Genomic DNA, 19,605 nt, shown 5'->3' on the forward strand with positions numbered 1-19,605 from the left:
TCCGGTACGGCTACGGCTTACGCGGCGCGGCGGTCGGCGAGCGCCCAGGACGCGGCGGCGACGCCCCCGGCGACCGTGAACACGGCGGGCCAGGCGCCGAGCTTCTTGGCGAGCGGGTGCGACCCGGCGAACGCGGCGACGTAGGCACCACCGAGCACGGCGGCGACCCTGCCCCCGGCGGCCTGCCGCCACTGAGCCCCGGCCGCGACGCCGGCGGCGGCCAGCACCACGCCGCCGAGCTGCCGCTTCTTGGTGAACCGCGCCACGGCGTACCCGCCGACAATCCCGCTCGCGGCCACTGCGGCCGCCGGTACCTTCGCCATCACTGCCTCGCTTCTCCGTCATGTGCGGCCCGGGGTGGACGTGGACCGATTCGAGGCTAACGCGCGGGATTGCGGCACCTGCGGGCAGGTGCGGTTCCCTGCGTACGGGGATCCAGGGTGCCGTCGTATATGGCCCGCGGTGCTCTAGAATTCCTGTGCGATCAACGGGGGTTGAGCGCCACATGTGACCGGGGGAGCGGTGTGATGGGCGATCCAAAAGATCTACGGGTTCCACCCGAGAAGCTGACCAAGCTCGCGGACGACCTGGACGGCATGCAGGACCACCTGGACAAGCAGGTGAAGCGCATGGACACGATCGTCGACAGCATCGAGGCGGGCTGGAGCGGCTCGGCGTCGACGGCGTACCGGGGCTTTCACCGGGCGGCGGCCGAGGACGCCGTACGGATCCGCGAGGTGATGAAGGTCCTGGAGCAGGCGGTCCGCATGAGCCGCGACGGCTTCACGCAGCTCGAACTGGACAAGCTCGACCAGTTCCGCCGGATCCAGGTCAACGTCGACGTGGCGGGCGAGGCGGACAAGCTGTCCACGCCGAACGTCGAGGCGCCCGCGCCGCCGTCACGGCCGCGCAGCGGCCTGGACAGCTTCTGATCCGGCCGGTCCACCCGCTCACCTCACCGGCTCACCTTCACCATTCGCCGCCGCATCCGTACGCAGCCGTCGACCGCAGGCCCGTACGCAGATGTAGCCGTAGCCATGACTCGTAGCCGCAGACGCGCACAGCGACAAGGGGGATCCGTGCCGCCCAGCGACGCCGACGACCACATATCGGTCACCTTCACCACCCTCCACCATCTCGCGGTGGAGCTCGAGGACATCCTCAAGCAGCTCAACGGCCGGATCGACGACCTCTACGACCGCGTCGAGCCGGTCGTCCTGTCCTGGCAGGGCGAGGCCCGGGAGATGTTCGTCGACAAGCTCGACGAGTGGGACCACTCGGCGCAGGACCTCCAGGCGGCCCAGAAGTGGCTGCACGAGATCGTGACGACGGGCCACATCAACTACGCGGCGGCGCACCGGGCGGTCCTGCGCGGCTGGGGCGCGGCCTGATGGGGACGCCGGCGCCGAGCAGCGGCACCATCGACGTCAAGCCCTCCACCCTGCATCAGGTCGCGGGCGGGTTCGCGGGCGAGCAGACGCCGTTCGACAAGGCCGCCAAGAACCTGATCAAGGAGCTCAAGGAGTACCCCGACGCGGGCGGTTACGGCACGGCCCCGCAGGCCTTTGCTGCCTCCTACCTCAAGGCCGGCAACCGCTACCTCGAGGTGTGGGCCAAGGCCGTCGTCAGTATCGGAGGCGCCGCCGTCGGCTTCGCCACCACCGCGAACAACTACTCCAAGGCGGAGGCCGCCAACGACGCCTCGGGCAAGACGAAGCCCCAGACGCAGCCCCCGCCCGTCGTCATCGACAAGGCCCCGGACTACGGCTCGGTCCCCGACCTGAAGTGGGGCGACGACGACGGCGGAGACGACTTCATCCGCTCGCTCCTGGAGTGCATTCCCGACGTCGTCTGGCACCTCATCCGCCCGCTGCTCGAACACGCCTTCCGCTGGGGCAAGGTCGCCGAGGTCTACCCGTATCCGCAGCAGCACTACCTCAACTCGCTGTCGCAGTCCTGGGCGGACATGACGAAGGCGCTGTCCTGGGCCGAGGGCAATCTGACGGGCCAGATGTACGGCATCACCCAGCAGAGCAACAGCGAATGGCACGACGCCATGCGCCAGTTCTGCAGCTCCCTGTGGGGCAGTACGGCCTGGGGCAAGCAGACGGCGAACTACGAGTGGAAGCACGACTCGGCGGCCAACCAGAAGCCGAGCCACCCGGTCATGACTGTCCTCTTCGACACCGCGATGAAGATCAGCGACTTGCTGCGCGAGTTCGCCGAGGCGGCGGTGTACGTGAACGGCGAGGTCTGGGACATCTACCTGGACGCGGTCAAGAAGGCCGTCGGCGACATCGACCTCAGTGACGGCGTCGACCTCAAGGACCTCAAAGAGGGCGCGAAGGGCGTAGGCCGTTTCCTCAAGGGCCTCGCCAAGGGCGGCGCGGAACTGAGCGTCGAGATCACCCTCAACATCGACACGGCCGCGCTCAACCGTGTCGTGGAGGAGTACAACCGCCGCGTGAACGCGCTCTGGCCCCGACTCGACGCGCTCATGGAGGCGTTGGACGAGGCGCACCGGGCCGCTCCGACGTACGCGGCGGAGGAGGCCCGCGCGGAGGCCTTCGGCGCGCGCTCGCTGAACGACTACAAAAAAGAGCACCACTTCACCGTTCCGGGGCAGGACCCGGACAACATGTTCTATCCGCTGGACCTGGCGAATCAGGAAGGCCTCTACGGAAGCCATCCCATCGACAAGCACGTCGGCCTCACCGACGATCAGCTGAGAATGCGGCTCCGCGATCAGGCCGGTGCACCCGCCGCTTCGACGTTCAAGGACCTCGCGTCCGCCCAGAAATTCACCACCGCGGCCATCGAGGACATCAACAACGCCGACCGCATCGACAAATGGATCGAGAGCGTCGAGAAAAAGATCCAGAACAACCCGAACTACGACCCGAACAAATCGGAGATCCAGCCTCCGATCTACAAGGAATTCGCGGGTCAGTCCACGGGCCGCAGCGTCTCGCGTGACGACTATGATACTGACGGCATGAGTGCCAAAGCCGACGACAAGAGCTGGGTACAGGTCCGCCTGATCTACAAGGAAGGCCTTCACCCGCCGTTCATCGTGCTCACTGCCATGCCGCACAAGGGACCCTAAGGAGAGGTGGTCAACGTGCAGTCCTTCCCTGCCTCACTGTTCTCGGACGGCCCGGCGCAGCGACTCCTCGACCTCGCCGTCAAGGCGCAGGAGTCCAAGGGCGAGCTGTCGCTGGACGACGAGATCCGGCGCTACATCCGCACCGTCCGCGGCAACTGGATCGCGAACTGGAACTGTTCCGTCTACACGGCTTCCGGAGTTCTTGAATTCACCGCGGATTTCGTGGAACGTGGTGAAGGGCTCGCCCCCTTCCCGCCGGAGTTCCGGGAAAAGGCGGAGCGAGCGGCCGGCGACGTGGACCCGGCGGAGTATCTGCGCATGCTCGCCGAGATCGTACGAATCCTCGACCGCGAGCCCTCACCCGAGTACGGCGAACTCCCGATGGCGGGCTGGGAATTCCAGCTGACCTTCCCCTACCTCTTCGGATTCGACGCGATCCTCATGGACGAAGGGGATCAGGAATTCGCGGACACGGTCCGGTCAGCGGTGACGAACGAACACCCCTATTGCGCTGAGCGTGCCGCGTCCTACACCACCGAGGCGCAGCGGGCGCTGGTCCTCTTCCCGGGCCCGGACGGGCTCAAGTCGCGCCTGTACTGGGCCACCCGCGACCGGCTCCGGGAACTCATCGCCACCGTCAACGAGCACATGCAGCGAGAGCACTCATGACCGCACACCCGACCCGCTCCGCCACCTACCCCGACCGCGAGACCGCGCAGTGGGCCACCCAGCAGGTGGTCACCGCCAACGAGCAGCTCATCCACCGCTGGCTCGCGCAGTCGACCCGCTCCCGCCTCGCCATCGAGGCCGCGTGGCCGTCCCGCCCGGACCCGGTCGGCCGGGTCCTGCTCCAGGCGATGATGCTGGCGGGCCGCGACCCCGTCGACGTACGGGCCGCGCGCGTCATCCTCAAGCGGGACGACGCGAGCCCGCACGGCTTCGTCGTGCACGCCACGTTCCCGGTCTACCTGTAGCCAGCCGTATCCGTATCACCCCGTAGAGGACGCCGCAGCCGTGCCCATGAAACCCCTCGAACACGACCGACGTTACGGCGAGTTGGATCAGGTGATGCGCGCCTACGACGGCCAGCCCGCCGATGACACCGAGGACAAGCCGAGCACCGCCCTCACCGCCTACCTGCGCCACACCTGGCACACGCGCCCCTGGGCGCTGGCGACCGCCGAAACGCAGCTGCGCGAGTACTCCCGCAACCCTCCGGGCCGAGTGCGCCTGCGCCTGGGCGAGTTCTACTCGGTCTCGGACGTCGGCCTGCCCGAGGGCGACATCCAGGGCTGGCTGGCCATCCTCGCCGACCACATCAAGCAGAGCATCGAAGAAGGCGAAGTCCCACCCCCTTCAGCCCCCTTGACCCACTGGGAGTGGCGCGCCCGCTTCCCGGAGGCGGCGCAGTTCCTGGGTGGCTGGTTCTCCCAGGACATGCCGGACGAGTTCGCAGACCATGACGCGGCGACCACGGACTACATCACCACCACAGACCCCCACCTCAAGGCCCGCCTGGCGGGCGAACTCCACGAACTGCTGGCCCTGCCCCTGGACGAGTCGGACTACGCGCTGGCGCTGACGGAACTGGGCATGGAGGTCGACCCTGAGACCCCGTACTCCCCGTCGGGCTGGCTGGCACGGGTGGCGGAGCAGGTGGGCGGGGGAGGCTTCGTGGCGGATTACGGGGAGGGGCGGGGGCAGGGCGGCGAGTAGGAGGTCGGCAAACAGTGGGTCACGGGACGCGGGTACAGGCGCCCAAGACCTGCTCGGCGTAAGGGAATTGAAAGCCGCCCAATAAGACGATTCGCGGCCGAAGGCTGGGGTGCTACGTTCCCGGCCATGCCCAACACCACCAACACCACCAACACCACCAACACCACCAAGACCGAGATAGACGCGATCACGGCGGAATTCTTCGGCGCGTTCGACAACAGGGGCGGCAGTGAGGCGGACGTCGACCGCATCCGCCGCCTCACGATCCCGGGCGCGCTGATCGTGAGCACCGGCCCGGCGACCATGGCCTACACGGTGGACGAGTTCATCGAGCCGCGCCGGAAGCTTCTGTCGGACGGCCGGCTGGTCGAGTTCTCCGAGTGGGAGACGACCGAACGGACGGAGATCGCGGGCGACATCGCAGCGCGCTTCGGCGAGTACCGCAAGTCAGGCGTCATGAACGGCGAACCGTTCGAGGGCGGCGGCACGAAGTCCATCCAGTTCGTCCGCATGCCGGAGGGCTGGCGCATCGCCTCGTTCACTTGGTACGACCAGCCCTGACGGCCGGTGCGCGGGAACCGGGCGTTATCGGCGATCTTTTACTGACCCGCGCTCGTCTGTAACTCGGCGTCGGCCGGCTCGTCGTCATCGCCATCAGGCACGGGGAGGCGGGCGCCTCTGCTACGGGCGATGCGGTGCACGTCGTGCAGCGCCTCGGCCAATCGAGCGGCCAGGAAGCGGAGTTGGTGCGCGGTGGTCCTGTCGTCACCTTCGCCTTCGCCTTCGTCTTCGCTGTCGCCAAGGAGGTCGGCGGCGTGGTCGAGGAGTTCTTCGGCCATGTCGAGCTGAACGGACTCGACGTTGTCGGCCACGCGGGAGAGATGGCTGCTGCCGGTGCCGTCGCTGAGGAGGTAGCAGGGATTCCCGTCGAGGTTGGGCCAGGGTAGGAGCCTGGGCCGGCCGACGGATGTGGCGTCGTGGCTCTGGGGGATCACGCGACCACCTCGACGCCGTGGATGAGGCGCGGGCCGATGTCCACGCCATGCACGGCGAGCCAGAGGGCGCGGCGACGGGCGCGCTGCCGCTTCGCCTGCTCGCGTTGCTCATGGGCGAGGAGATATGGCCGGACGAGCCGGGAGTCTTCACCACGGAGGGGCGCCGTGTGCGGGGAGGGGCGGCGAGGCGGGTCGGGGACTGCGGGTACGGGGTCTAGCGGCGCCCCCGTGTGCTGCCGATGCCGCCCGGAGGCGGGCCATGCAAGCCGCAGCAGCGGCTCGATGAGGCGGGCGATAGGGTTCAACACGTCATCAATTCCTCTGAAGTTGGTGGCCATGCCCCCGGGCCGTTTCGAGGACGGTCGCGGGGGTCTTCCGTGCCTGAGGGCAGGACGACCTGCATGGACGTCGCTGTGTAGCGATCCACTTACAGAGTGGTACGGCGAGGGTTACGCTCACCAGGGGGTTTGTGGTGACTGGACCTCTGTCACACGGGAGTTGACGATGAGTAGCACCTATGGGGATTGGTTCAGGGCTCAGCGCGAGGCGGCAGGCCTGACGCAACAGGAGCTGGCTGACCGGGCGATCATGACGCGTTCGCACATCGCGCACATCGAGGCAGGGCGTCGTCTTCCGTCAAAGGAGGACGCGCGGCGGCTGGACAAAGCGTTGGGCACTGGGGATGTGCTCAGCAGCTTCCTGCCGGCGGAAGACGCGGCGGTCGCAGAGTACTTCGAGACGGCCCTCCAGCTCGAACAGCAGGCCACCATAATCCGCGAGTTCGCGTTGTCCTTCATTCCGGGCATCCTCCAAACGGAAAGGTACGCACGTGCGGTTCTGGGCACGTCGTTCCCTCCTGTGGGGCAAGAGGAGCGTGACAGGCGCCTTGTCACACGCCTCGAGCGCGCAAAGATCCTTGCGGATCCAGTGGCGCCCGTAGTGTGGGCATTACTGGATGAAGCCGTACTGCGCCGCCAGATCGGCGGCCCGCATGTCATGGCGGAGCAGATCGGCCACCTCACGAGCCTCATCGAGGTCGGCCGGATCCAACTGCACGTACTGCCTTTCACGTTGGGCATCCATCCCCTGCTGAACAACATGCTCACGCTGATGTGGTTCGAGGACCAGCCACCCACGGCGTACGGCGAGGGGCTGCACATGGGGAAGATCCACGACAGCCCATCCGTGGTTCAGGAGCTGCAACATCGCTACGATTTCGCCCTGGGCAACGCGCTGCCACTCAAGGAATCATTGGCTCTACTCAGGGCAACAGCAAGGGACTACGAACGCCATGACTGACCGAAGCATCCCGCACGCGGCGTCACTGAAGGGCTGGCGGAAGTCGTCCTACAGCAACGACCAGGGCGGCAGCTGCCTGGAAGTCCTGGACAACCACCCCGCAGGCATCCCCGTCCGCGACTCCAAGACCCCCAATGGGCCCGCACTGGTCTTCCCTTTGGCTGGCTGGTCCTCGTTCATCACAGCGGTCAAGGCCGGAACCCTCCACTCCTGACCTCTCGCGCCAGCTCGGACGTGATGGCTGGACTGGTCGAGGAGTGACGGCACAGCAGGCAGGTGCGGTTGCGCTTCTGGTGTCGGAGTCGGCGATGAATTCACTGCTGCGCGGCTGTCTCCGGGGCCCCTCTTTCAAGTGGAACTGACTGTTGCTAACAGCGCGTTGAAGATTTCGATCTCCGACCCCAGGGGAGAGCTGTCGTCGGAGCCACGGTCGGCGAGCGAGAGCGAGCGGTTCGGCCGGGGGCTGCTCATCGTGCAGGAGGTCGCGTCGGACCGGGGAGTTGAGGGGCGGAGTGTTGGTAAGACCGTGTGGTGCGAGGTCTGTGGCGGGTAGTTCAAAGCTGCTCGGTGGGTCGGGTGGCTGACGCGGCCGGCCGCCCGAGGCGGTGCCTCAGGCGGCTGCCTTGAACTCTGCCTGATGTGTGGGGGTGCCCGTGGTTGCCTCAGCTCTGGAGGAGACCCGAGAAGAACCCTATGGAGGGGTCGTCCGGGGTGCCCACCAGGAGCGCGCGGTCGAGCAAGCAGTTGTTGTGCTCGCAGCTGGTCTCCGGAAGCATCACGCAGGCGTGACATGCGGCCAGGTTGGTGCTGCCCGCGCCGGAGCCTTCCGATTCGACGCACAACGGATCGGCTGAGCACCACTCGGCGCGGCGTACCGCCGAGCGCAGGGCCTGAGCCAGGCGGTCGGGTTCGCCCTGGGCGACCACGCCGCCGAGGCTTCCCGCCGAGTCGCTCGTGGCGGTGTAGATCAGTACTCCGGCCATCGTGTCGTCGGCGTACAGGCGCTCCCGGAGGGAAGCGGCCGGATACCCGGCGTCCAGGCTCCACTCGTTGATCAGCGCGTGGGCCAGGGTGTGGAGCAGGACCATGCGTGGGGCGGCGGGAGAATCAGGGACCTTCAACGGATCCGAGGCCCTCTCCCTCAGGAGCCGTTCGTGGCTGGTGCGCATGCGCTCGACGCGGGCGGCCACGGCGACGGATTCGGTCCAGTCGTCGAGGCGCTGCTCGTCCAGGCGGAGGAAGACCCCCTCGCCCCGGACCTCCATGGCGGGGAGCCAGTTGGTGGGCTTGAGCGAGAGGGGCGCCTCGTGGACCTCGACATTGGAGTCGGGGGCCGTGACCCGGGAGAAGGCCTTCAGCGCACGCACCTCACGGAGGCGCTTGACGAGCATGGGGGCGACTATGCCGGTAGGCGCGAGCGGGGCGGCATCGGATACCGGGGGCTCGCACATGAACTGCTGACGGCGATCCTGATCGAGTTCCGCGTTCCCCGCGCACAGGTGCTGGTACTCCTGCTTCCGCAGGGCGAGGTAGCGGTGGTCCCGCCCGGTGGGCGCGGGCGCGTCCGGCTCCGGGTCCTCCTGGGCCTCGGCATCGAGGAGCGCGAGGACCGCTTCGACGGGAATCGTCTCGTTCGGGAACGCGCCCTTGAGATACGCCTCCAGGGAGATCGGCTCGCCGGCGAACTTACGCAGGTCGTCCCAACGGTCGGCGAGTCGGTCCGCGAGGCCGTCGCTCCACGGAGGGATGGACAGGGCCGACTTGAGCACCGGCTGCCACACCACGGACGAACCACGCTGCAGGGTGCGCGGCGGCTGCGAGCAGGACTCGGCGGGCGCGTCCTTGAGCCAGGGCCGCCTGCCGGAGCAGCTGACCTTGAGATCGATGAGCGCGAAGCGACGGAACGCTCCTTCCATCGAGACCTCGGGCACACCACAGGTGCAGGAGATCAGGATGGACCGGAGCGAGGCGGAGCGGCCGGAGGTGCGCAGGCGCAGCTCGCCTCCGCAGAGGCCGGACTCTCCCTCGGCGCGGTTGCCCCGGTGAGTCCACTGCCAGTACGGGAAGTCGTCGATGTGCCCGTGCTCGCAGGCCACGACGAAGCGGGACGGGACGAGATCCTCCTCGCAGTCGGTGCAGATGTTCCTGCCCGGCGGAGGGTTGAAGCCCTTCACATGCTGGAGCGAGCCACAGCCCGGGCACGAGTGCCACAGCGGGAAGCGCCGCACGCGGATCCCGTCCCGGCTGTCGTCGGTCGAGGCCGGAGGTAGCCGGAAGTGGGCGACCCGAAAGCCGAGCTCGTTGGAGAGGACCCGCGCCAGTCGGTGTTCGTGGATGGTCGGCGCCTCGTCCCGGCTCCAGGAGGCGTCCGCGCCGTCGATCCCGGAGACGATGAACGACTCGTTGTCGACGGCGATCAGGGAGCCGACACCGTACGTAGTGATCATCTGCGCGCGGCGCACGGCCCCGCGTCGCGGGAGGTTGTGTCGCGGAGTGGCGTCGGCGCCGCGGCGATGGCGTGCGGGGGGCGGGGTCATCGGGAAGCCTCCATGAACAGGGCGGACTCGGCGTCGACGTCGCGCAGACTCCACAAGGTCGACCAGGCCTCGGCGTCCTCCGACTCGTCGTCGTACGCCTTCAGCAGGGACGGGCTCTTCTTGCCGCGCACGGGTTCGTACAGCAGGCCGCCGTGGTATCCGGCCTCGTCCACCCACCACTTCACGAACTCGTCGAAGGCGTCCGAGGTGGCCTGGTACTCGTCCTTGTCGATGCCGTGGACGCGGGCCATCAGGACAGGCTTGATCACGTCCTGGATCTGGTCGAGGTAGTCGTGGATACGACCGGCCGCGTCGTTCGGCCGCGCGACCGGGATCAGGATCCGGGTGAGCGCTACCACGACGGCGTGCAGTCCGCGTTCGCGGGCGCGGGACGAGAACGGGGTGACCGACGTCGACTCGACCTCGCGGTACAACGCCGAGTGGAAGTGCAGGAAGTTCTCGTAGTGCGAACGGTCCCGGGATCGCGCCGAGTTGAGCATGACGGTCACCAGACCCGGGTGGGCACGGCCCACCCGGCTGGTTGCCTGGATGTACTCGGCGGTCGTCTGCGGCTGGCCCATGACGGCCATGAGACCGAGCCGGTCCACGTCGACCCCGACCGAGATCATGTTCGTCGCGAGCAGGACGTCCACGGTGTCCTTGTCCGGAAGCCGCTTCTCGATCTGCTTGAGACGTGCAGGGATGGCGCTCGCATCGATACGGCTCGTCAGCTCCGAGTAGCCGTCCGTCGAACGCGGCGAGGTGCCGTCCCGCTCGGCCAGAAGCTCCAGGTACGACACCACATCGTCGTGCACCTGGAGTTCGGCGGCTGCCAACAGACGCAGGCTGTTGAAGTAACCGACCAGGGTCCAGTAGGCGTCTCGCACCTTCTCGGAGGTGTCGGTACGCATCGCCTGGTGCAGAAGGGTCGCGTAAGTGCGGATCAGCAGAGTCGACTGGCTGGTGCCGGGCGTGAGCAACCCGACGTAACGCCGGCTGGCCTTGACCGCTCGCGGCGTCTCCACCGCGAACCAGGAGTCCCGCGAGTCGAGCCCGGCCGGCGGGAACTGCTGAACCTCACGGTCGAAGAGGGCCTTGCCCTGGTCGGCGGCGCGTCGGATGGTCGCGGTCGAGGCGATCACCTTGGGCTGGTCGGCGAGTGCGTCCACGGCCGTCTCGTACAGGCCCGTGAGCGTGCCCAAGGGACCGGAGATGAGGTGCAGCTCGTCCTGGACGATCAGTTCGGGCGGCGGTGTGCCGTCGGAGCGGTCACGGTTGAACAGCGCCGCGGTGCTCTCCCGCCACGGCATCGAGGCGAACTTGTCGACGGTGGCGATGACCAGCGTCGGCCGGGCGTCGTACACCGCCTCGTCCACGAGGTGCACCGGAAGCCCGGCGGTGAAGTCGCAGTGGTCGCCGGGGCAGCGGACGTAGAGGCGTCTGGCGTCCTCGTCCACCTCGTAGTCGTTCGCGTCCATGGCCGTGCCGCACCACGGGCAGTAGTGGAGCTGGGCCGGATTCTCCTTCTGGAGGCTCGCACCCCCGCGCAGATCCTTCAGCTTTTCCGCGGCTACCTTCAGCTTGTTGGGCGTCGCGGAGCGGCCCACCCACATCCCGATCGAGATCTCCTCGCGTCCCAGGAGGTCGGGATCGCGGCGGCGCATCAGCTCCATCGCGCAGATGAGGATCGTGGCGCGCTCGAACTGCTGGAGCGTGAGCAGGCGCAGGGTGTAACGCATGAGCACGGTCACGCCACCGCCGCGCTCCTGCCCGCGGATGCGACGCAGGAAGGTCGTGAAGGCGATCAGCCCCAGATAGGCCTCGGTCTTGCCACCGCCTGTGGGGAACCAGAGGAGGTCGGAGATGCGACGGTCGTCGTGGTCTGGATCGTCGATCCCGGTGAGGCACAGGAGGATGAAGGCAATCTGGAACGGGCGCCAACGGCCGGATGCGACCTCGGGTTCGCCGACGCGGCCGTCCTTCACCCAGGCGCTGCGTGCCCGCTGGTCGGCCATGGCGCGGTTGGCCAGCCGAAATGCCTCCATCACGTCGGGCTTGTCCCGAAGGAGCCGGACACCCTGGCGGATTCGGCACAGCGCCTGGCGGCAGGCGCGGATCTGTTCACGAGCGGCGTCCTCGTACGGCGAGCCGGCGAGTTGCGCGGCCTCGGCGTCCTTCCGCGCGATCCACTCCTCGTAGCCGTTCGCCAACCCCTCCAGCGCGGCGAGGACTTCGGAGTCCGGGAGGGTGGCCAGGCCGTGCATGGTGAGTGCCGAGGCGTCGATCTCCGGATTGGAGTCGGTGAGGAGCACCTCGTGCGTGGGGAGGAACTCGGTGCGCACTTCGGTGATCGCGGCCCGCTCTATGTCGGTGACACCGACCGGGGGCGGAGCCCAGTCCCAGTCGGCCGAGCAGCCGTGGCCGACCGCGAACGTCGGGGCGTGCCGGTGAAGCAGTCGACTGGTGCCGAGCTCCTGGTCGACAGCGGTGAGAGCGGCCGGACGCTCGACGAACGCGGACGTACCGTTGGCCGCGGTGACGGTCAGACGGGGCTGGAACAGGGCGAAGGCGTCCTGGAGTTCCCGCTCGCCCACTTTGTTCTCGTTGATCAGCGTCGCGGTGACGGTGACCGTTCCGTTGGCGGCGCTCGGCCTGCGGACGAAGACCTCCAGATCTACACCGCCGCCGAGTGGTTTCTGCGGATGGAAGCGCCCGGGCCGGGTGATGTCCACCGAGAAGTCCGGCAGGTCGAGCACCCGGCGACGCCAGTGCTCGCGCTGGTCCGCGGTGGTACGGGCTTCGGCCCGCTTAGGCGCGACCCTGCGCCCGTCGGCGCCGATCGGGTCGTACGCGGCGGCTCGTACAGCGACCACGATCGTCTCGGCCGCCGTCGGATCGACGGCGAAGGTCAATCCCATACTGGAGGGCCTGCGGTCGTCGCCCGACGGGGGCTCCGCGGCAGGCGACGACTCCTCGACGCTGTCACGGCTCAGGACCGGCGCCGCGTCGGAACCGTCCTGTTCCTTCACGTCCTCCTGGCGGGCGGCCCGCGCTTCGGCGTCGGCGGGCCGCGGGAACAGCACCCCCATGGGATAGACGGTGATCGGCGCGTCCTGGGTCAGGATCTCCTCGCGGTCCTCGCCGGTGGCGTCGTCGGCCGGCCCGAGCAGGTCCCTGCGCAGTCGCTCGACCAGGTCCTCGCGGGCCCGATAGTGGGCGTCGTGCGGTCCGTTCGCCTCATGTGTCATGCCTGAACCTCCTGCTGTGAGCCCGATGTACGCCGATAACGGCCGAGTCCCGTGATCCTTGGAACCACCCATGCGCCGTGGTCGCCCAGTCCGGCGCGGGCGCCGACGGCGGCACTGCCCGCCACCGTTTCGAGGGTGTCTACCCGGAGCCCGGTGATCTCGAAGGGCCACGTGATCTCCCAGTTCGCGGAGACCTTCTCGACCGTGAACAGATCCCTGCGGAACTGCTCCGAGACCTCCCCGATCTCGCGACCGGCGTGGTGCAGCGCGTACGGCGGGCTCTGGTCCACGCCCATGGGCAGTTCGTGCCGCAGCCGCAAGGTGACCGGGTCGCCGGGGTGCACGTGCGTGAGTAGGTACTCCTGCACCGCGAGGGCCGTGGTGTCGGGCACGTCCGTGCCCGGCGGCACCTCATGGCAGACGTCACGATCGGCCGCCGCGATTCCGAATCTCCGGTACGACTGCCAACCGCCGATGTAATGACGGCCGGTCCGGCATTCTCGACGGAGATGAGACGTGTTCGGGGCCTTCACGTGGCACAGGTCCACGCGAGGCCTGGTCATCGCGACATACAGGGCACGTGCCTCCGCTGCCGGGTCCACCGTGGTGTGCCGCTTGCGCAGCTCCGCCGGCGTGGGCGGCGCGAGCAGGATGACCCGGTCGTACTCCAGCCCCTTGGCCCGGTGCACCGTCGATACGACCAGCCGCGCCGACTCCGGGACCACGAGTTCATCGGGGAAGCGCCCCTCCGCGACCGCGCGGCGGACCTTGCCCAGGTCCAGAAACCCGCGGGGCCCCCGCGCCACACCACGCAGGGAGCGCCACAGCTGCGCCGGGTCGGTGTTATCCGGCAGCGGAATCGCGGCGAGGATCTCCAGGAAGCGTGCCTCGGCCAGGGTGGGCGCGCCGGCGCGTCGCAACAGTTCGGCGATCCAGTACGGCACGGGGCGATCTCGGAGGGATCGCTTGAGACAGTGATCGATGCCCTGGGCGGTGAGCAGTTCGGAAACCACCAGCGCCTGGCTGTTGTTCCGGGTGAGTATCGCGCAACTGTCGGGGAAGTCGCGAAGCGACGCCACGGTGGACGGATCCTCCAGCGTGCCCAGGTCGGGGAGGACCGACAGCTGTCCGCACAGCCGACGGTAGAGGCGTTCGCCGTCCTTCCCTGCCGGGTCGGGGCCGAGCCGCTGGATCTCCGGACCGAGCGACAGAGCGGTCCGCGCCTCCTCGGTCTCCGCACGGAAGTTCTCGGTCAGGTGGAGCTCGACCAGATCGTCGGAGTACGAAGTGCGCAACCAGGTCAAGAAGTAGTCGACCTCGGCGGCCCGGGCGTCCGGGTCCTCGATCTGGAAGCCGTAGATCGACTGTGCGGAGTCACCGACCACGGTGAACCCGCAAGAGTCCTGGAACTGGTCCAGCAACGTCTCGACCATGTCCCGGCGGTCGCCGACGAGGTCCTGGACCTCGTCGATCACCACATGGGCGGGCGGACCGGCCTCCCCGACCTCGACCGCTCCCTTGCCGATGGCCTCGGTCGCCGCCCTGATCCGCTCGTCGAAGCCGATGCGACTCCAATCCTCGTCCGGGTAGGAGTGGACCAGGAGGGAGTACGCCCACGAGTCGAACGTCTGGACCCGCACACGCCTCGCGCGTTCCCCATGGGTAGCGATGCGGTGGCGCAGCTCACGCACGGCGGCCCGGGAGAAGCTGAGCACAAGGATCTCGCCCGCCTCCAAGGCATCCTCCTGGTGACCGACCAACGCGTCGAGCCTGCGCACCAACGTGTGCGTCTTACCCGATCCGGCCCCGGCCGTGACCAGGACGCGCGCGTCCCAGGGCTGTTCGACGACGGCCCGCTGCGCATCGGTGAGCTGCGGGCTGCCGGCGTACGCGTCTATCACTTCTTGCTCCACAGGTGCTCGAACTGCGTGAAGGCCAAGGCCTTTCCGTAGTTGGTAATGTTGTCGCGGACGTTGAGGATCAGACACGTTTCCTTGCCGCCGTTGCGCGGACCGCGCAACCCGCGACCGATCATCTGCTGGTACACGTTGGGGCTGTAGGTGGGGCGGGCAACGACGACCGCCCTTGTGGCGGGCGCGTCGAACCCCTGGGTCAGGACGCCGTAGTTGGTGAGGACCCGAGTGCGACCGCTGCGGAACGCGTCGATCCGGCGACGGCGGTCGGACGTCGATGTCGCCGAGTCGACGGCCGCGGCGGTGATGCCCCGGTCGTTGAGCTTGGCCGCCAGGAACTTGGCATGGCTGACCGAGGTGGCGAAGACCAGTACGGGCCAGTCGGCCGGCATGGTCTCGATCTCGGTGATGATCCGGTCGTTGCGGTCGTGGTCCTCCGCGAGCTCCTGCTCGACAGCCTTGGACAGCATGCTCAACTGCTCGGCGTACTTCTGCTCCTCCGGCTTCAACCGGATCGTTCCGCCCGCGAGTTCGCGGGTTTCCACGCGGGCCAGCATGCCGAGTTCCTGAAGTTCGGCGTACGGGTCTCCCGTATCGAAGACGCCGTCGTCCAGCCGCGTACTGCCGAATCGGCGGACGAGGCGCTGAGTCTCCTCGACATTGGTGTTGCGGAACGGCGTCGCGGTCAGGCCGAGCAAGTGCCGGTCCGTTCGGGACGGGGTCAGACCCAGGTGGGAGAGGATCTCCGTGTACTGGGGGGAGATGGCAGTGTGGGCCTCGTCGACGATCACGAGTGCGGCCCGGTGCAGCCAGGCGTAGGCGTCAGAGCCGAGGCAGACCCTCAGCTTGGCGTCGGTGGCCACCACTAGATGCGGCCTGTCCGCGATCGGCCCGGCCTCGTTGGTGGACCACAGCCGGCTGATCACGAGCGGCGTCTCCGCGCCGACCTTCTCCCAGACGAACTTCCAGCTCTGCACGGCCTGTTCGCACAGCTCCTCGCTCTGCGCGATCCACAGGATCGGACCGGACAGCCCATCCACCTGCTTGGCCCAGCGGATCACCGCTTCGGCCGTGACGCGCGTCTTGCCCGCGCCGGTGGGAAGGGAGAGCATCCCGCGTTGCGGGGCGAGCCGGTCCAGCATGCTGAACACGTTGGCCGCCAACCGCTCCTGATAGTCGTGGAGTCGGGGGAACTGGGTGGGCCCGGACACCTCGATCCGGGGCTCCAGGGTGGGCGCCTTGACCCCGGCGAACGAGTCCGGGAAGTCAAGGTCGGAGACGAACGCGAGTGCCCGGGAGCTGCCGGTGAACGAGGACGGAGCGCCGGTCGGGTAGTTCGCCTGAAGGTCCCTGACGTGCACCTGGAGAATTCCGTCCCCGTGAGCGTTGAACGCCAGCTGTGCGATGCGGGTCCCGGACGGCTCGGCCCCACCCAGGCCCGCCCGCTCACTATCCAGCAGGCCGGTGGGCAGACCGGCGCGCAGAGCGTCGGCACCGATGAGCAACTCCAGCTTGGTCACCACGTTCTCGGCGTCGCGCACCGCCTGCAGGGTCTCCTGCACCTTCCGGTTCTGCTCCTGCATCTCCTGCGCCTCAAGCACCTGACGGCAACCCGTCTCGCGCAGATTCAGACGCAGTTCACGGTCCACGGCGATCAGGGCCTCCAGATCCGAGGCCGGTTCGAGGACCAGCACCACGGTGCCGTGCAGGGCGCTCTTCAGCGGGGTGGGTCGCATGCCGTTGGGGGTTCGGACGACCTCCTCCAGCTCGGAGCAGCGCAACATGGAATGATCGTTGGCCGCCCTGCCGACCCGCTGCCGGAGCGTGGGATAGGCGTCCCGGAGAGGGATCGGTTCACCGGCCGCGACGTGCCGGGTCTCCTTGCTGATGACGTCGGCGAACGGGAGCATTCCCCACTGCTTGACCAGAAGATCGGCGTCCGCTGGAGAGGCGGTGAGCAGGGCGGGGACCTGTTCGGCGCGCAGAGCCTTGTACTCCTCCGCCGACGCGGCCACGGCGATCTCGCCGTCCTCGCGGGTGCTCCACTCCGTGCCGACCCGGCAACGGGTGAGGGAGTCCTCGGGAAAGGCGACCTCCAGGCGGGTCAGCATCACGTACATGTTGCCGACGAAGGCGTCGTCCTCGCTCTCGCGCAGCTTCTCCAGGAGCTGTTCCCAGTGCCTGTCCGGCACCTTTTCCAGCGTGGTGGGAAGCCCTAGCTTGCGGGCCTTCTCGGAGCTGACGGCCGCGACCGGCAGCAGGTCCCGATAGGCATCGAGCTGCGGTCCCACGGCGTCCGTGAGCGGCTTGACGCCCTGGGAGGTCATGACCCGCCCGTGGTGGCGGACCATCCAGCGCAGCGGCGAGGGGATGGCCCGCCGTGTGCTGACCTGCGCGCCGAACTGGCGCGTCCACTGGTCGATCACCGCGTCGTCGGAGAGGGCCTTCACGAAGGCGGCCTTCGCCACTTCTGACATGCGGGGAAGGAGGTGAAGGGGCCCGCCCATGGCGGCCCCTTCGAGCTTCATCCGATTGGCCAGCGGCCGGCTGCCCTGCTTGTCCCACTGCCGCAGAGCCTGGTCGAAGATCCACTCGCGGTACGCCCGCTCGTACCAGTCCTCGCCCTCCGGGCGGTATCCGCCCGTCGGTCGGTCGCGCAGGCCCACTTCGCGGAAGAAGCCGGCGTCGTCCGAGTGGAACACCATGTCCACCGCGAGGGCGGGATCTGAGTCGGCGTTCACCACAGGGCCCGGCAGCATGCAGTCCCGCATGGGGCGGAAGGTCCCGCCGGCCACACGCACCTGGAGCGTGGTCAACGGGGTGGCGACCCGGGCACTCACCTCGCCGGACACATGGCTGCCGCCGGCACTGTGGAACAGTTCCCAGAACCGGGTCCAGTCCTCGGGCGAGTAGTTCTCGAATCCCTGGTCGAGGACGCCGACGAAGCGACCGCGGGCGTCCGCCTCCTGGATTCCGACAGCGTTGAGCGCCATCAACAGCGAGTCGTCGTCGGACAGTTCGGGGTCGACGTACACAAGGTCGTCCTTCAGGCCGTCCTGGACCGACCGACGGAACACCCTGCCCGCGACGGGGGCGACCATGCCGTGCTCCTCGGTGAGCACGACGCGCGCGTGGCGGGCCTCCATCGCGTACGAGGACCCCTTGCCGATCATGTCGGCAAGAATGCGGATCGCCGCTGCCGAAGCCGCAGCCGTCCCGTCCGAGACGAGGGCCTCCAGCCACTCCTTGACCGTGGACCGCCCCTGCTCGGAAGCCTCCAGGATGTGCTTGACCTTGCCCGCGCGGAGATTGTCGGCCTCCGCCGACGGGTGCAGCCAATTCGCCGGGCGTCCGGGGTAGTCGTTCCACATGCCCAACCAGCGAACCTGGTCGGTGGGGGTGGCCCGGCCGAGGTCCGGAGGGAAGTGGAGGTCCCGGGGGATCCGCAACACGCCGTCCTGGTCCGGCAGGGACGGCCGCTGCGCCGTCGCCGCCCAGATGTGCCGGGTCAGGTATCGGTCGGCCCAGCTCACGGTCTCCGACTCACGGGCTCGGCCGGGCAGCAGGGGGAGGTAGGCGGCCGGGTCCTCGGCCGGAGCCAGCTTCGGCAGCGAGTCGACCACCAGGCGCGCCCCGACCTGGATCAACTCCTCGTTGAACGGCGAGGAGTCCAGGAGGTTCTGCCTGTCTTCGTTCGTCTTCCAGGCGCCGTTGAGGTATCCGCTCAACGTGATGTCGTACTTGGTGGGGAAGAAGGACCAGAACGTGCCGCGTCCGCGTCCGCGAGGGGCGGTCAGCAGGCCGGTGGTCTCGTCCTTGGTGAACGCGGGGACCGCCCACGAGACGTCGATCGCGATCCGGTCGTGCATCTCGCCGGCGCTGAGACGCGCCCGCTCCGTGGGGTGGTGCACGTGCGTGAACACGTTCCACCGGTGGGTCGCGGCCGTGCTGCCGGTCCGCGCCTCGTGGACCGTGCGGGTGTGGCCGTCCTGTTCGGTGCTGAGTACACGACGCACCACCGGACGGGTACGGCGGTCCTCCAGAGTCACCTCGCCGACATGCGGGGAGAACAGCTGGAATCCGGCCGGGAAGCTGTCCCGTGCGGGAGTTGCCCCTTCCTTGCGTCCCGCCGACACCGCGTGCATGTCGCGTGCCAGCTTCTCGGCCGCTCCGACGAGCAGCGGGAGCCGGACGACCGTGGTCGCCCACCCCATCAACTCGTGGAGCACGTCGTCGTTTCGGCGTTCCGTTGCTTCGTCGAGCTGCCTCGCCATGCGCAGGACCGGTGCCTCGAACCCCTCGCCGAGACGCTCGACCCCGGGCACCTGGCTGATCTGCTCGTACGCCCACTCCCGGTCGAAACCGAAGCAGCCAGTACGGCTGAAGAATTCCGGGGCGTCGGACACGACGAGCACGGACTTCACGCCGACACCGAACCGGCCGATCTGCCCGCCGCGCTTTCGCGACATGCTCATCCGAAGGATGGTCTCGGCGCCTTCGGGGGTGACCGGGTCTCCCTGATTCGCGCAGTAGAGATACTTCTCGGTGAGGACGACATGGATCTTCCCGCCGGGGTCGTTCGCAATTTCGTCGGCCGCATTCTGGACCAGTTCGAAGAGCTGGCGATCACCGTAACCGCCCTGAGTGATCCGCCTTTCTCCGTTCGCGTGCTCCGGAATGAGGCCGGGGTCGACCCGATACGTCTCCAGGACGCGAGCGGACTGCTCGACAACGGTTCTGATGACATCTGATTCGGTGTTGGCCATGAGCAGAGTTCCGTTCCTGGAGCGG

General features: G+C 68.2%; 16 protein-coding genes. 9 read left to right on the top strand and 7 right to left on the bottom strand.

The genetic code is table 11. The features are described 5' to 3' along the window. Window positions 1–17: 17 nt before the first annotated feature. On the bottom strand, window positions 18–323 hold the full coding sequence (locus tag OHA58_RS22365; RefSeq protein WP_405480899.1) for a hypothetical protein: 306 nt from the start codon (window positions 321–323) through the stop codon (window positions 18–20). Window positions 324–527: 204 nt separating this feature from the next. On the opposite strand from OHA58_RS22365, the gene OHA58_RS22370 reads away from it, so the two are divergent. The 7 genes from OHA58_RS22370 to OHA58_RS22400 all read left to right on the top strand — a co-directional run bounded on the left by OHA58_RS22370 (window position 528) and on the right by OHA58_RS22400 (window position 5,383). After that, complete coding sequence (locus tag OHA58_RS22370; protein WP_405480900.1) at window positions 528–932, top strand: WXG100 family type VII secretion target; 405 nt, start codon at window positions 528–530, stop codon at window positions 930–932. A 105-nt stretch (window positions 933–1,037) separates the two neighbouring features. Then, window positions 1,038–1,391 carry a WXG100 family type VII secretion target gene (locus OHA58_RS22375; protein ID WP_405480901.1) on the top strand — a complete coding sequence of 118 codons (354 nt, stop codon included), beginning with the start codon at window positions 1,038–1,040 and terminating at the stop codon, window positions 1,389–1,391. Beyond that, window positions 1,391–3,106, top strand: coding sequence for an RNase A-like domain-containing protein (locus tag OHA58_RS22380; protein ID WP_405480903.1), 1,716 nt, complete (start codon window positions 1,391–1,393; stop codon window positions 3,104–3,106). The genes OHA58_RS22375 and OHA58_RS22380 overlap by 1 nt, the downstream gene beginning before the upstream one ends. Window positions 3,107–3,121: 15 nt before the next feature. Further along, on the top strand, window positions 3,122–3,775 hold the full coding sequence (locus tag OHA58_RS22385) for a hypothetical protein (RefSeq protein WP_405480905.1): 654 nt from the start codon (window positions 3,122–3,124) through the stop codon (window positions 3,773–3,775). Beyond that, window positions 3,772–4,080: an RNase A-like domain-containing protein gene (locus OHA58_RS22390; RefSeq protein ID WP_227294957.1), complete on the top strand. Its 309-nt coding sequence runs from the start codon at window positions 3,772–3,774 to the stop codon at window positions 4,078–4,080. Before OHA58_RS22385 ends, OHA58_RS22390 begins: the two co-directional genes overlap by 4 nt. A 40-nt stretch (window positions 4,081–4,120) precedes the next feature. Beyond that, window positions 4,121–4,822: a contact-dependent growth inhibition system immunity protein gene (locus OHA58_RS22395; RefSeq protein ID WP_405480906.1), complete on the top strand. Its 702-nt coding sequence runs from the start codon at window positions 4,121–4,123 to the stop codon at window positions 4,820–4,822. A gap of 126 nt (window positions 4,823–4,948) precedes the next feature. Then, entirely contained in the window at window positions 4,949–5,383 is a 435-nt protein-coding gene (locus tag OHA58_RS22400) for a DUF4440 domain-containing protein (RefSeq protein ID WP_405480908.1), read from the top strand. 38 nt (window positions 5,384–5,421) lie between these two features. Here OHA58_RS22400 and OHA58_RS22405 read toward each other — a convergent pair whose 3' ends face one another. Continuing rightward, window positions 5,422–5,817 (bottom strand): hypothetical protein, encoded by a 396-nt coding sequence (locus OHA58_RS22405; RefSeq protein WP_405480909.1) that lies wholly within the window; start codon window positions 5,815–5,817, stop codon window positions 5,422–5,424. Next, the gene (locus OHA58_RS22410) at window positions 5,814–6,125 is read right to left on the bottom strand and encodes a hypothetical protein (protein ID WP_405480910.1); all 312 of its coding nucleotides are present in this window, start codon (window positions 6,123–6,125) and stop codon (window positions 5,814–5,816) included. The genes OHA58_RS22405 and OHA58_RS22410 overlap by 4 nt, the downstream gene beginning before the upstream one ends. A gap of 196 nt (window positions 6,126–6,321) precedes the next feature. Here OHA58_RS22410 and OHA58_RS22415 point away from each other — a divergent pair, with 196 nt between their 5' ends. Beyond that, window positions 6,322–7,116, top strand: a complete 795-nt coding sequence (locus OHA58_RS22415; protein ID WP_382603532.1) for a helix-turn-helix domain-containing protein — start codon at window positions 6,322–6,324, stop codon at window positions 7,114–7,116. Beyond that, window positions 7,109–7,330, top strand: coding sequence for a DUF397 domain-containing protein (locus OHA58_RS22420; protein WP_405480911.1), 222 nt, complete (start codon window positions 7,109–7,111; stop codon window positions 7,328–7,330). Before OHA58_RS22415 ends, OHA58_RS22420 begins: the two co-directional genes overlap by 8 nt. Window positions 7,331–7,778: 448 nt before the next feature. Here OHA58_RS22420 and drmB read toward each other — a convergent pair whose 3' ends face one another. Genes drmB through OHA58_RS22440 form a run of 4 tightly spaced genes read right to left on the bottom strand, consistent with a single transcriptional unit; the run spans window position 7,779 to window position 19,580 of the window. Beyond that, window positions 7,779–9,653, bottom strand: coding sequence for a DrmB family protein (gene drmB / locus OHA58_RS22425; RefSeq protein WP_405480913.1), 1,875 nt, complete (start codon window positions 9,651–9,653; stop codon window positions 7,779–7,781). Next, a complete protein-coding gene (locus tag OHA58_RS22430; protein ID WP_405480914.1) occupies window positions 9,650–12,901 on the bottom strand; it encodes a helicase-related protein in 3,252 nt (1,083 codons plus the stop codon). The genes drmB and OHA58_RS22430 overlap by 4 nt, the downstream gene beginning before the upstream one ends. Continuing rightward, on the bottom strand, window positions 12,898–14,802 hold the full coding sequence (locus OHA58_RS22435; protein ID WP_405480915.1) for a UvrD-helicase domain-containing protein: 1,905 nt from the start codon (window positions 14,800–14,802) through the stop codon (window positions 12,898–12,900). Before OHA58_RS22435 ends, OHA58_RS22430 begins: the two co-directional genes overlap by 4 nt. After that, window positions 14,799–19,580: a DEAD/DEAH box helicase gene (locus OHA58_RS22440; protein WP_405480917.1), complete on the bottom strand. Its 4,782-nt coding sequence runs from the start codon at window positions 19,578–19,580 to the stop codon at window positions 14,799–14,801. Before OHA58_RS22440 ends, OHA58_RS22435 begins: the two co-directional genes overlap by 4 nt. Window positions 19,581–19,605 lie beyond the last annotated feature (25 nt).

Source organism: Streptomyces sp. NBC_00009, assembly GCF_045040855.1.
Taxonomy (GTDB): domain Bacteria; phylum Actinomycetota; class Actinomycetes; order Streptomycetales; family Streptomycetaceae; genus Streptomyces; species Streptomyces aureus.

Excerpts from the sequence above, each read along its gene's own strand:
- OHA58_RS22365 (WP_405480899.1), bottom strand. The coding sequence starts at position 323 with ATGGCGAAGGTACCGGCGGCCGCAGTGGCCGCGAGCGGGATTGTCGGC.
- OHA58_RS22400 (WP_405480908.1), top strand. The coding sequence starts at position 4,949 with ATGCCCAACACCACCAACACCACCAACACCACCAACACCACCAAGACC.
- OHA58_RS22415 (WP_382603532.1), top strand. The coding sequence starts at position 6,322 with ATGAGTAGCACCTATGGGGATTGGTTCAGGGCTCAGCGCGAGGCGGCA.
- OHA58_RS22390 (WP_227294957.1), top strand. The coding sequence starts at position 3,772 with ATGACCGCACACCCGACCCGCTCCGCCACCTACCCCGACCGCGAGACC.
- OHA58_RS22370 (WP_405480900.1), top strand. The coding sequence starts at position 528 with ATGGGCGATCCAAAAGATCTACGGGTTCCACCCGAGAAGCTGACCAAG.
- OHA58_RS22420 (WP_405480911.1), top strand. The coding sequence starts at position 7,109 with ATGACTGACCGAAGCATCCCGCACGCGGCGTCACTGAAGGGCTGGCGG.
- OHA58_RS22440 (WP_405480917.1), bottom strand. The coding sequence starts at position 19,580 with ATGGCCAACACCGAATCAGATGTCATCAGAACCGTTGTCGAGCAGTCC.
- drmB (WP_405480913.1), bottom strand. The coding sequence starts at position 9,653 with ATGACCCCGCCCCCCGCACGCCATCGCCGCGGCGCCGACGCCACTCCG.
- OHA58_RS22380 (WP_405480903.1), top strand. The coding sequence starts at position 1,391 with ATGGGGACGCCGGCGCCGAGCAGCGGCACCATCGACGTCAAGCCCTCC.
- OHA58_RS22375 (WP_405480901.1), top strand. The coding sequence starts at position 1,038 with ATGACTCGTAGCCGCAGACGCGCACAGCGACAAGGGGGATCCGTGCCG.
- OHA58_RS22430 (WP_405480914.1), bottom strand. The coding sequence starts at position 12,901 with ATGACACATGAGGCGAACGGACCGCACGACGCCCACTATCGGGCCCGC.